This window comes from Mesorhizobium sp. L48C026A00, from assembly GCF_000502375.1.
GTDB lineage: Bacteria > Pseudomonadota > Alphaproteobacteria > Rhizobiales > Rhizobiaceae > Mesorhizobium > Mesorhizobium muleiense.
Genome location: NZ_AYWU01000019.1, coordinates 148,633 through 161,169, shown reverse-complemented (window position 1 = coordinate 161,169; position 12,537 = coordinate 148,633). Strand labels below are relative to the sequence as shown.

Genomic DNA, 12,537 nt, shown 5'->3' with positions numbered 1-12,537 from the left:
GTCAAATTCATTCGTATGCAAATGATATCAAGCCCGCAGGATTTGTCAAAGCCGGAGTTTTGGCGCGTTTTGGCGCCAGCGTCGGCATCGGCGCGACGGCACGCACATTTGTTACGCCCTTGGAGTTGACGCAGCCGGCCATCTGGTCAAGTTTCTGCATCGGTCGCGCCAGCGGCAATTTCGGCAGGATCGAACACCGGCGATTTTCGGTTCGGGTCATGCCTCCGCGACAACAAGAGGGAGGCTGCATGGCCGACGAAGCGCTTGTCATCATCGACCTGCAGAACGATTTCTGCCCGGGCGGCGCGCTGGCGGTTGCCGGCGGCGACGAGATCGTGCCGCTGATTAACGACCTGATCCGGCGGACCGAACATGTCGTGCTGACGCAGGACTGGCATCCCGCCGGCCATTCGAGCTTTGCCTCCAGTCATCCCGGCAAGCAGCCGTTCGAAACGATTGAAATGCCGTACGGCCCGCAGACGCTGTGGCCCGACCACTGCATCCAGGGCAGCCTGGGTTCGGATTTCCATTCGGGTCTTGCCTGGACCAGGGCCGAACTGGTGATCCGCAAGGGTTTCCGTCCGGAGATCGACAGCTATTCGGCTTTCTTCGAGAACGACCATGCGACGCCGACCGGCCTTGCCGGCTATCTCAAGGAGCGCGGCATCGACACGCTGACCCTGGTCGGCCTGGCGACCGATTATTGCGTCGCCTTCTCGGCGCTCGATGCGGTCAAGCACGGCTTTCACACGACAGTGCGGCTCGACGCCTGCCGCGGCATCGATCTCAATGGCTCACTCGAGACGATGCTGAACCGAATGCGCGATGCCGGCGTGACGCTGGCTTGAACATCACCGATCGCATTCGACACAATTCCACAGGGGGCATTATGCGGTTTGCGGCGGCTTTGACAGCGGGCGCTGTGGTGGCATTCGCAACCCTGTTTCCGGGAATGGCGCTTGCAGCCGAAGCCCACGAGCTGCCGGGCGAAACAATGTCGCTGTGGTGGGCGCTGCCCTTTGCCGGCCTGCTTCTGTCGATCGCCACCGGGCCATTGCTCTTCCACCATGTCTGGGAGCACCACTACGGCAAGATCACCTTGTTCTGGGCGGCGCTTGCGGTCGTGCCTCTGGCGCTGGCGTTCGGCATGGCTTCGGCTACAGAGGCGGTGCTGCATGCGCTGCTCACCGAATACATGTCGTTCATCATTCTTCTGTTTGCGCTGTTCACCATTTCGGGCGGCATCCTCGTCGCCGGCAACATCCACGGCACGCCGCTGGTGAATGCCGGACTGCTGCTGATCGGGGCGATGTTCGCCTCGGTCATCGGCACGACCGGCGCCTCGATGATCCTGATCCGGCCGATCCTGCGCGCCAACGACAACCGGCCGTTCAACGCTCATGTCGTCATCTTCTTCATTTTCCTGGTGTCGAACATCGGCGGCTCGCTGACGCCGCTGGGCGATCCGCCGCTGTTCGTCGGCTTCCTGCGCGGCGTCGATTTCTTCTGGACCGCTGCCAATCTCTATCAGGAGACACTGTTCGTCGGCGGCCTGGTGCTGGCCGTCTTCCTTGCCATGGACATCATCCTGCATCACCGCGAGGCCGGCGCACCGAAGATCAAGGATCCGACACCGGACACGAAGGTGCGCATCCGAGGCCTGGCCAACCTCCCGCTGCTGGCCGGGGTGATCGGCGCGATCCTGCTTTCCGCGACCTGGAAGCCGGGCGTGGCTTTCTCGGTCCAGGGCGTGAGCCTTGAATTGCAGAACCTTGTGCGCGACGCCATCATCCTGGCGCTTGCGTTCCTTTCGCTCGGCGTCTCGCAGAAAAGCCACCGGCAGGCGAACAACTTCCACTGGGAGCCGATATCAGAGGTGGCGAAACTGTTCGCCGGCATCTTCATCTGCATCGTGCCGGTCATCGCCATTCTCAGGGCCGGTGCCGATGGCGCGCTGGCGCCGCTGGTCTCGCTTGTCAGCTCGCCCACCGGTGAGCCCAACGACCTGGCGTATTTCTGGATGACCGGAGCGCTATCTTCCTTCCTCGACAATGCGCCGACCTATCTGGTGTTCTTCGAGCTCGCCGGCGGCGATCCGCAGCATCTGATGACCACCTTCGCCTCGACGCTGGCGGCGATCTCGGCCGGCGCGGTGTTCATGGGCGCCAACACCTACATCGGCAATGCACCGAATTTCATGGTTTACGCCATTGCCAGGCATCGCGGCGTGAAAATGCCGGGCTTCTTTGGCTACATGGCATGGTCGGGCGCGGTGCTGGTCCCGATATTTTTGATCGCGGGTTTCCTGTTCTTTCGCTGATCAGCCGACGCCGACATAGCGGCGGACCGCCGACGGATCGGCGCGGAGCTCCTCGACATCGACGGTCTCGCGGTTGCGGCCGTTTTCGATGAACGCGACCCGGTCGGCGACGGACAGCACGGCATCGACGCGCTGCTCGACCAGGATCGTCGAGACGCCAAGGTCGCGCAGCTTCGCTACTGTCTCGCGAATTTTTGCGATCATCGACGGCATCAGCCCTTCGGTCGGCTCGTCGAGCAGAAGCACCTGCGGTTCGAGGCACAGGGCCCGCGCCATGGCCAGCATCTGCTGCTCGCCGCCCGACAGCGTGCCGGAGCGTTGTCTCAGCCGCTGGCGCAGCAGCGGGAAGAGCTCGAGCACGTTTTCGCGCGTCGCCTTGCCCTTGCCACGGGCCATCAGGCCAATCTCGATGTTTTCGGCCACCGTCATCTCAGCGAACAGCCGCCGGCCCTGCGGCACATAGGCGACGCCGGCCTTCGGCACGTCGTGCGCCGGCAGGCCGGTCAATTCCCTGCCGTCGAGCCTGATCGAGCCGGCGCGTGACGGAACGAGGCCCATGATCGCCTTCAGGGTCGTCGTCTTGCCGGCGCCGTTGCGGCCGAACAAGCAAAGCACCTCGCCCTTGTTCAGCACGAGGTCGAGGCCGTAGAGCACCTGGACCTCGCCGTAGAAGCAATCGAGCCCGGAGACGATCAGTGCTTCAGCCCGCGTTTGCGTCATGCGGTCGTCCCCAGATAGGCGTCCTGCACTTGCGTATTGGCGCGGACCTGCTCGGGCGTGCCTTCGGCCAGGATCTTGCCGGCGTTGAAGACCGTGATGCGGTCGGCAAGCTGCATGACCACCGGCATGTTGTGTTCGATCAGAAGCACGGTGGCGCTTTTTGCGATCTCGCGCACCAGCCCGATGAAATTGTCGATCTCGCTGTCGGCCAGCCCCTGCGTCGGCTCGTCGAGGATCAGCAGGCGCGGCTTCAGCGCCAGCCCCATCGCCACTTCGAGCAGGCGCTGATGGCCATAGGACAATTGCCCGGCCGGCATGTGGGCGCGGTCGGCAAGGCCAGTGCGCTCGAGCGCCGCCATGACGCCGACATGCACGGCACCCTTCGAGCGGCCGTCGGTCAGCGTGCGCTGCACAGGCAGCGCAACGTTGTCGTAGGCGGTGAGGTTGGCAAAGACGCTGGTGATCTGGAAGGTGTAGGCGATGCCGAGGCGAACCCTGGCGTAGGCCGGCAGGTTGGTGATGTCGGCGCCGTCGAAGACGATCATGCCCGACGATGGCTGGATGCGGCCGCTGACCAGGCTGACGAAGGTGGTCTTGCCGGCGCCATTGGGGCCGATGACGGCGCGGATCTCGCCCGGCATGAGGGCGAAATCGACACCATCGACGGCGCGCAGGCCGCCGAAATTGCGATACAGGCCTTTGGTCGTCAGCAGCGGCATCATGGCAGCCATCCGAGCCAGCGCTGGCGGATGGTGCCGAGAACGCCCTTGGGAAAGAACAGCACCAGCGCGATGAGGGCAATGCCGACTATCAGCAGATAGGCCGAGGTGTAGCCGCTGGTGATGTCGACGACATAGTACATGAACAGCGTGCCGATCAGCGGACCGAGCGTGGTCGCAGCACCGCCGAGCAGCACCCAGAGCAGCGGCAGAATGGAATATTGCACCGAGGCGAAGGTCGAGCCGACGTACCCGAACAGCAGCGCGTAGGCGGCGCCCGAAGCCGCGCAGATGGTGCCGGAGATGACGACCGCGGCAAGCTTGTTGGAAAAAGTGTCGTAGCCCAGCATTTTGGTCCGCTCCTCGTTCTCGCGAATGGCGACCAGCACACGGCCATGCCTGGAGCGGACGACGGCGAGCGTCACCAGCAGCACGATCGAGAACAGGACCAGCGCGCTCATGTAGCGCACGGTCGGATTGGTGAGGCCGAGCGAGGTGTCGCCCAAAACAAGCACACGCGCCGACTGCGGCACCACCAGGCCCTGATCGCCGCCGGTCCAGGCCGCGAGATAGAGGATTATGAGATAGAACACCTGCGCGAACATCATGGTGACGATCATGAAGGCGACGCCGGAAGTGCGCAGCGCCAGCACGCCGATCACCAGCGCGAGAACCGCGCCGCAGGCAAGCCCGGCGGCGAAGGCGGCCGGCACGCTCCAGCCGAGGTGGATGACGGCAAGGCCGGCGCCATAGAGCCCGGCCGAAAAGAACATGGCATGGCCGAGGCTGAGCAGCCCGACATAGCCGAACAGCATGTTGTAGCCCATGGCGAAAACCGCCAGCACCATGATGCGGGCGAGCAGCCCGTGGTGATATTCCGGCAGGACGAAGCTCAGCGCGAACAGCAGGACGATGACGCCCAGATGCAATGCATAGGCCTTTGCCGGTGAAGCCTCCTTCATCGCGATGCCGTCCCGAACAGGCCTTGCGGCCGGAATACCAGCACCATGGCCACCAGCAGCGTGGCGATGATCTTGGCCAGCGTCGGCGAGAAGAACACCGAGATGATGCCATCCGACAGGCCGATGAGCACGGCAGCGACGACGGTGCCGCGCAGCGAGCCGAGACCGCCGATGATGACGACGATAAAGGACAAGAGCAGCGGGTCCTGCCCCATCAGATAATGCGCCTGGCTGATCGGCACGATCAGCACCGCAGCCACCGCCGCCAGCATGGCGCCGAGCGCGAAGACGCCGGCATAGACGCGGTCGACCGGAATGCCGAAGGCCTGCGCCGTTTCGCTGTCATATTGCGTGGCGCGCATGACGAGGCCGATTTTCGTACGCGTCAGCACGAACCAGGTCGCCGCCAGCAGAAGCGTGGATGCGGCGATGATCGACAGCTTGTAGCCGGAGTAGCCGAACCACGGCAAAAGGATGCGGTAGCTGAAGGGCGGCTCCACCGGCCGTGCCTCCGGACCATAAAAGGTCAGCGCCAGTTGCTGGATGATGTAGAGCATGCCGATGGTGGCGACGATGGTGGCTTCCGGATTGTAATTCAGCCGGCGCAGCACCAGCCGTTCGGAGACGAGCGCGATCAGGCCGACGATCAGCGGCGCCAGCACCAGGGCTGCGAGGAAGCCGAGCGCCGGATGGCCTGATATCGCCGTGGAGATCGCCCAGGCAAGCACCGCGCCGAGCATGAAGAACTCGCCATGGGCGACATTGACGACGCGCATGACGCCGAACACCAGCGACAGCCCAAGCGCCGTCAGCGCCAGCACGGCGGCGGTGACGAGGCCTTCGAGGGCGGCGAGGAGGAGGTGGGGTCCGAAGTGCATCGGCTATACGCTGGCGGGGTGCAAGCTCACAGCGGCTGCGTCGTGTAATCCCCTTCCGGCTCGTAGAGGCCGTCCTCGATCTTGGTCTTGTGGACGACGTTCAGCCGGCCGCCTTCGACCTTGGAGATGTTCTGGATGCCAAAACACTGGTGGATCTTGCCGTTGAAGGTCTTCGGCCCCTGCGGATGCTCGGGGCCTTCGGCGAACTCGGTCAGGGCCTCGGTCGCCTCGACCAGCTTGGCGCGGTCTTCCGGGCCCTTGTAGCCGGCATCCTCCATCGCCTTCTTGACGACATAGAGCGTTTCCCAGCAGCCGAACATGTGGGCGGCGGTGGAGACGTCCTTGGGATCGCCGACGGCGGCGCCATTGTCGTCGATGCCGACGGCGGCGCGATAGGCCTTCTGCGCGCCGGAATCATCGGGCTGCGCATAGCGCGGCGAGCCTTCCCAGAAATGGCTGCCGTCGAGGAATTCGAGGCCGGGGCTGTTGATGTCGGTGGCTTCGAGCGAATCGATGAAGCCGAACAGTTGCGGCCGGCTGGAGCCGTAGAATTCGCCGAGTTCCTTAACGAAGGTGAGTACCGCCGGGCCGACCATGACGTGGTAGATCACCTCGGTTTCGGCCGGGATCTGCGGAAAGTATTTGGTGAAGGACGATTCCGTCGGCGGGATGGCGATCTGGGCGATGACCTCGGCGACCTGCGCCTTCAGCGCCGGCGGCAGGTAGTCGCGATGGTCGTAGCCGAAGGCGAAATCGGGGAAAATCTGCGTCACCTTCTTGCCGGCATTCGCCGCGATCCACGGCGCCATCGCCTGGATCTGGCTCTTCACGTCGGTGATGCCGGGCTGGAAGACGTAGCGGTTGAGCTTGGTCGAGGCGACGTGGTGGCCTTCGCTGACGACAAAATAGGGCATCTTGGCCTCGCCGGCTGCCGGCGCCGAGCCGATGACGACATGCGAAAACAGCGTGCCGTAGACGATGTCGGTCTTGTGCTGGGTGGCGAACTTACCGACCACTTCGGCGCCGCGGCCGGGATCGGTGCCGTCATCCTCGATGATCACCTCGACCGGCCGGCCGTTGATGCCGCCGGCTTCGTTGATCGCCTTGACCGCGGCTGCGGTGGTCCGCTCGTACCAGCGGCCATAGGTGGCGCCGATGCCGGTGCGGTGGGACTGGAAGCCGATCTTTATCGGCGCCGAGCTTTGCGCCTGGCTGTAGCGCACGAACCCAGGCGCGACGGCAAGTCCGGCGCCCGCGGCCAACCCCTTGAGCGCGGTGCGGCGGGTGAGACCGGTTTTGGAGAGATCTAAAAACCCATTCTTGTCAGTCACGGCAGTTCCCCTTGTTTTTGAGTTTTGACCAATGGCTGTAGCGAGACGGGCCACTCTTGGTGAGAGCGCCGAAATTGCATGTGTACAAACTAAATCATCAAAGCCCTGACGTGGCAAGCGAGCTTTCCCCCGGGGACTGATCGAAGTCATCGAAGCCGGGTTTTGTCTCACCCGACCGAAGGCGTGGCAAGCAACCACAGGCCGAAGACCGTATAGGCGATCATCAGCACGGTGAGCGGAAACTGGCTGAGCGCGGCGCCCGCGGGACGCGGATGCAACCACCAGGCGAGGCCATGCGCGACGAGGACGGCGAGCATGTGGCCAATGATGATGACGCCGGCCTGGAAATTCCACAGCCACCATGCCGAGCCGGCGCCGGCAGCGACGCCGGCTTCGATCGGCATGGTGGCGGTGCCGAACAGGTTCCAGCCCAGCGTGAACGGGTCGGAAAGCGCAGCCAGCGCATATTGGCCATCGACAAGCAGCGCCGTCAGATAGTGCGCAACATGATAGGCGAGCGCGATCGGCATGATCGACCAGACCAGCAGCCCTGCGGCCTGACTGAGGGAATGCGGGCTGCCGGCAAGATGCTGGCCGAGGACAATGGCAAGGATGAACGCGGCTGCAAGCAGGACGAACGTCAGCACGAGTCCGAAGGTGCCGACGCCGATCACCGCCGTGCGGCCCGGAAATTCCAGCGGATTGATGCCGAACAGGCCGAGCCAGAAGAAGGTTTTCGACAGGCCGTCGAAGGACACCGATGACAGCGCAAGCAGCAGGAAAGCGATGCCGCTGAGCGACAGCGGCGCGGCATTGCCGAGCTTGGCGCCCGGCCAGCACAGACTGAGCCGGCCACCTTCATTGCGCCCGCCTTCGTTGCGCGCAAGGAGGGCGAAGCGCGCCACCATGGCGAGGAAGACGGTCAGGAACTCACCGCGCCGGCTCCAGTCGCGGTAGCCGAACACCAGCATGGCGGCAAAACTCAGCAGCCAATAAAGGCCGGCGGCCCAGGCGAGCCGCGCCGGGTCGTCGGGCGCCGGGTCGATCAACTCGAACCAGGCGAAGGCGAAGAACAGCGCGAAAGCCGGCCAGCAGCCGAGCCACGCAGGCGGTCGCCATGTCTTGCGATTGACGATCTTGCGATTGCCGAACAGGCGGGAAATGACACGCCAGGGCCCGTACCACGGGTTGAGCCATGACCAGAGATTGCCGAACAGCCCCTGCAGCAAAACCAGGCCAACCCAGAGCAGCGTCCAGATCGCCAGCGGCAGCGGGTTGGAGAGCGGATCACGGCTGCCGAACAGGCCGGCCGCAATCAGAATTACAAAGCCGGCAAAGGATATTAAGCTGACGACCGCCCGCGCGCCGTCGCCGAATGCGAACAGCGGCAGGCGCCGCCACCAGAAGCGGGCAGGAAAGTCTGAGGGCAGCAGCGCCAGGACAAGAAAACTGGCTGCGACCGCGAACGCGCCGCCGGCGACGTAGTAGCCGGTGGGCAGAAGCAGGACATGGCCGCGATCGGAGGCATGGGCGAAGGCTGGGGTGGGCAACAGGAGGGCCAACGAAGCGACAGAACCAAGAAAGCAAATGGCTTTGGCGGCTGAATGACAGCGCGCGCCCCCCTCTGTCCTGCCGGACATCTCCCCCACTTGGGGGGAGATCGGCAGTTCGCTCGGTCGGCGCCTTCCATGCGACGTTGGAGATTGGCGAAGGTGTAGATGACGGCCAATCTCCCCCGTCGTGGGGGAGATGTCCGGCAGGACAGAGGGGGGCGCGAAGGAACTCGAATTATCCAAGAGTTCCCTCACACCTCACACCTTGACCAATTGCTCCACGCGGTCTTTCTCGCCAAATATGCGTAAATAGCGCTCGATCTCTTTTTCGTCGCCCGTGGCTTTGGCCGGATTGTCGGAGAGCTTGACCGCCGGGTGGCCATTGGCCTCGGTGACCTTGCAGACAAGCGAGATGGCGTCGAGCCGGTTGGTTTTGGTCGGCGCGCAGCCCTCGAAATCATTGGTCAGATTGGTGCCCCAGCCGAAGGACATGCGCACCTTGCCGTGGAAATGGCGGTAGGTTTCCTCGATGGTCTCGACCTCGAGCCCGTCGGAGAAAATCAGCAGCTTCTGTCTGGGGTCCTTGCCCTTTCCGCGCCACCAGGAAAGGATCTTTTCGCCGCCTTCGATCGGCGGCGCGCTGTCGGGGCGAAAACCGGTCCAGTCGGCGATCCAGTCCGGCGCGTCACGCAGGAACGCCGCGGTGCCGAAGGTGTCCGGCAGCACGATCAGCAGATTGCCGCCATAGTAACGCTGCCAGTCCTGCAGCACCTTGTAGGGCGACTGCTTCATTTCCTTTTCCGAATTGGCGAGCGCGGCGAACACCATCGGCAGTTCATGCGCGTTGGTGCCGAGCGCCTCGAGGTCGTTGTCCATGGCCAAAAGCACGTTGGAGGTGCCGGTGAAAGCCTCGCCGATGCCTTCCTTCAGCGCTTCGACGCACCAGCGCTGCCACAGGAAGGAATGCCGGCGGCGGGTGCCGAAATCCGAAATGCGGATATCCGGCAGCGCTTTCAGCCGCTCGGTCTTGGCCCACATCTTGGCCTTGGCGCGAGCATAGAGCACGTCGAGCGCGAAGGGCCCGAACGCCCGCATGGCGGCGCGAGAGCGAAGTTCATTGATAATTGCCAGCGCTGGGATCTCCCACAGCGTCGTGTACATCCACGGACCGCTGAACGTGAGCTCGTACTGGCCATCGCGCTTGGAAAGCTCGTATTCCGGCAGCTGGAAATTCTCGAGCCAGGCGAGGAATTCCGGTTCAAAAATCTGCTTGCGGCCATAGAAGGTGTTGCCGCCAAGCCAGATCATCTCTTTCTTCGAGAAGCGCAAGGTGCGGGCATGGTCGAGCTGATCGCGCAGTTCTGCTTCGTCGATCTCCTCGGCAAGGCGAACCGAGGTGGTGCGGTTGATCAGCGAGAAGGTGGTGTCGATCTTGGGATACATGCCCCAGATCATCTGCAGCATCAGCAGCTTGTAGAAATCGGTGTCGAGCAGGCTGCGGACAATCGGGTCGAGCTTCCAGGTGTGGTTGTAGACGCGCCGCGCTATATCGGTCTTGGTCATGTCTCGATGCCGCCTTCGCTGCTCGCCCTAGCTTTTGTTTAGCGCTTTTCCCGGGAAGCCGCTGCGCACTATTCCGGGAATTGCTCCAAATGCCTCTTAGCATTGAATTTTTGAATGCGCCTCCCGCTTTGCCGGCTGGCCCGACAAAAAGGAAACGCTGCGGGAAGCGCGCTGCTTCGGCTGCTGCAGCCTCAGGACGCCGTCTTGGCGCCGATCACTCTCAGCGCCGGACGCTTCCTGCGGATGCCGATGCGGCCCGCCACCGGCGCATCGGCGCGGCCGTCGGCCTGCTCCTTTTCGGCAAACAGCCAGTCGATGAACAGCTGCACGATCGGGGCCGACCTCATCTCGTTGCGGCAGACGACATAGAAATCGTCGACCGCCGGCACCGACAGGCTGAACGGTGCGACAAGCAGTCCCCTGGCTAACAGCCCGCTTGCGGTCACCGTATCGCCAAGCGCGACACCATGGCCATGAACCGCCGCCTCGGTCGCCGTGCGAGCATCGCCGAGATGGTGGCGGCGGCCGCGCTCCAGATCCAGCGCATCGGCGGCGGCCAGCCAAGTGTGCCATTCACGGCCGTCGTCGCCATGCAGGAAGACGTGATCGGCAAGGTCGCGCACGGTGCGGATCGGACGGTTGTTGATCAGCGTCGGGCTGACCACCGGGAACAGTTCGAGGCCCGACCATTTGCGCATCCAGCAATCGGTCCAGCTGCCATCGCCATAATGCACGCAGATATCGATATGCGGCGCGCGGACGTCCTTGGCATCATTCGACGGGATCAGCGTCAGCCTGATATCGGGATACTGCGAGGTGAAGCTGCCGAGCCGCGGGATCATCCACAGCAGCAGCAGTGCCGGCACGCAGGAGACCGACAGGGCGCCGGTGCTCGCCGGCCTTGTCATGCGCTGCGTGGCGGCGGCGATTCCGTCGAAGGCGGTCGACACCGCCGGCAGCAATTCGGCGCCGTGCGGCGTCAGCTTCACCCGCTGACCGGCGCGCTCGAACAGCTTGACGCCCAGCGACTGTTCGAGCGCCTTGATCTGATGGCTGACGGCGCCGTGGGTGACGTTGAGCTCAGCCGCCGCCTTGGTCAGCGAGGCATGGCGCGCCGTCGCCTCGAAGGCCCGCAATGGATTCAGGGGAGGCAGACGCTTGGCCATCGGAGCCTCAAAGGAGCACGATCCCCAGAAGTGGGACCCCGTTTTCGGATAAGATCGTGCTCGACATTAATGTGAGATTTTCTCACAGCAAAGACCCTAACAATATCAATTGATTTTTCAATGCAGCTGCAAGACACTTTGGCGCGTACAGCATCAAGATGTGAAATCCGCAGGCAGCCGGCGCGACCGTCATTGATGGCCGCTCTGCAACAGCCATGGAGGACCGACATGGGTTATGATCGCGGCAAGCTCGAGGCGTTGCGCCGCAAATACGGCGAAAGCCATGGCGGCGAGATGTTCGACCCAAAATTCCGCCGCGTCGCCGACAAGATTTTTTCCAAGAGCGGCACGCGGCTGGCGCCCTATTCCGGCATCCCGACCTTCCTCAGCGCGCCTTACCGGGAAATAGCCGCCGACAATCCTGATTTCCGCGATCTGCAGGTGGCGATGATCGGCGTGCCGATGGACCTTGGCGTGACCAACCGGCCGGGCGCCCGCTTCGGGCCAAGGGCGCTGCGCGCAATCGAGCGCATCGGCCCCTACAATCATGTGCTGGAATGCGCGCCGACACATGAGCTGAAGGTGGCCGACATCGGCGACGTGCCGTTCCAGAGCCGTTACCGGTTGGAGACCAGCCATGACGACATCGAGCGCCGCACCAACCAGATCGTCGACGCCGGCGTCATTCCGCTTTCGGTCGGTGGCGATCACTCGATCAGCCACCCGATCCTGAAGGCTGTCGGCAAAAAGGCGCCGGTCGGCATGATCCACATCGACGCCCATTGCGACACCAGCGGCCTGTTCGACATGACCAAGTTCCACCATGGCGGGCCGTTCCGCAACGCGGTGCTGGACGGGGTGCTGGATCCGTCGCGCACAATCCAGATCGGTATCCGCGGCTCGGCCGAGTATCTTTGGGAGTTCACCTACGAATCCGGGATGACCGTCGTGCATGCCGAAGAGGTGACCGGCCTCGGCATGCCCGCCATCATCGCGAAGGCGCGCCAGATCGTTGGCGATGGCCCGACTTATGTGTCCTTCGACATCGACAGCATCGACCCGGCCTTTGCGCCGGGCACCGGCACGCCGGAAGTAGGCGGGCTGACGACGCGGGAAGTGCTTGAACTTTTGCGCGGCCTGAAGGGCCTCAACATCGTCGGCGGCGACGTCGTCGAGGTGGCGCCGCAATATGACGCGACCACCAACACCGCCCATGCCGGCGCGCAGGTGCTGTTCGAGATCCTCAGCCTGATGGTGTTCAGCCCGGCGCTCTCAGGCAAGCGAGCCTGACGCATCAGGCAAGAACTTCCAAGGCGAGCGCCGCG

At 63.6% G+C, this 12,537-nt stretch carries 11 protein-coding genes; 3 read left to right on the top strand and 8 right to left on the bottom strand.

The genetic code is table 11. The features are described 5' to 3' along the window. Positions 1-248 precede the first annotated feature (248 nt). On the top strand, positions 249-848 hold the full coding sequence (gene pncA / locus X738_RS68775) for a bifunctional nicotinamidase/pyrazinamidase (protein ID WP_023801543.1): 600 nt from the start codon (positions 249-251) through the stop codon (positions 846-848). 41 nt (positions 849-889) lie between these two features. After that, positions 890-2,320, top strand: coding sequence for a sodium:proton antiporter (locus tag X738_RS68770; protein WP_023801542.1), 1,431 nt, complete (start codon positions 890-892; stop codon positions 2,318-2,320). On the opposite strand, the gene X738_RS68765 is transcribed toward X738_RS68770, so the two are convergent. The 8 genes from X738_RS68765 to gcvA all read right to left on the bottom strand — a co-directional run bounded on the left by X738_RS68765 (position 2,321) and on the right by gcvA (position 11,212). Continuing rightward, the gene (locus tag X738_RS68765; RefSeq protein ID WP_023801541.1) at positions 2,321-3,040 is read right to left on the bottom strand and encodes an ABC transporter ATP-binding protein; all 720 of its coding nucleotides are present in this window, start codon (positions 3,038-3,040) and stop codon (positions 2,321-2,323) included. After that, positions 3,037-3,762 (bottom strand): ABC transporter ATP-binding protein, encoded by a 726-nt coding sequence (locus X738_RS68760; RefSeq protein ID WP_023801540.1) that lies wholly within the window; start codon positions 3,760-3,762, stop codon positions 3,037-3,039. Before X738_RS68760 ends, X738_RS68765 begins: the two co-directional genes overlap by 4 nt. Next, the gene (locus X738_RS68755; RefSeq protein ID WP_023801539.1) at positions 3,759-4,721 is read right to left on the bottom strand and encodes a branched-chain amino acid ABC transporter permease; all 963 of its coding nucleotides are present in this window, start codon (positions 4,719-4,721) and stop codon (positions 3,759-3,761) included. The genes X738_RS68760 and X738_RS68755 overlap by 4 nt, the downstream gene beginning before the upstream one ends. Continuing rightward, entirely contained in the window at positions 4,718-5,599 is an 882-nt protein-coding gene (locus tag X738_RS68750) for a branched-chain amino acid ABC transporter permease (protein WP_023801538.1), read from the bottom strand. Before X738_RS68750 ends, X738_RS68755 begins: the two co-directional genes overlap by 4 nt. Before the next feature lie 26 nt (positions 5,600-5,625). Next, positions 5,626-6,930 (bottom strand): ABC transporter substrate-binding protein, encoded by a 1,305-nt coding sequence (locus X738_RS68745; RefSeq protein WP_023801537.1) that lies wholly within the window; start codon positions 6,928-6,930, stop codon positions 5,626-5,628. A 167-nt stretch (positions 6,931-7,097) separates the two neighbouring features. Continuing rightward, positions 7,098-8,570 (bottom strand): hypothetical protein, encoded by a 1,473-nt coding sequence (locus X738_RS68740; protein ID WP_023801536.1) that lies wholly within the window; start codon positions 8,568-8,570, stop codon positions 7,098-7,100. 171 nt (positions 8,571-8,741) lie between these two features. Then, positions 8,742-10,046 carry a nicotinate phosphoribosyltransferase gene (gene pncB, locus X738_RS68735; RefSeq protein ID WP_023801535.1) on the bottom strand — a complete coding sequence of 435 codons (1,305 nt, stop codon included), beginning with the start codon at positions 10,044-10,046 and terminating at the stop codon, positions 8,742-8,744. Between the two features lie 191 nt (positions 10,047-10,237). Continuing rightward, complete coding sequence (gcvA, locus tag X738_RS68730; protein WP_023801534.1) at positions 10,238-11,212, bottom strand: transcriptional regulator GcvA; 975 nt, start codon at positions 11,210-11,212, stop codon at positions 10,238-10,240. A gap of 228 nt (positions 11,213-11,440) precedes the next feature. Between gcvA and speB the strand changes: the two genes are divergently transcribed. After that, positions 11,441-12,502 carry an agmatinase gene (speB, locus tag X738_RS68725; protein WP_023801533.1) on the top strand — a complete coding sequence of 354 codons (1,062 nt, stop codon included), beginning with the start codon at positions 11,441-11,443 and terminating at the stop codon, positions 12,500-12,502. The last annotated feature ends 35 nt before the right edge of the window (positions 12,503-12,537 follow it).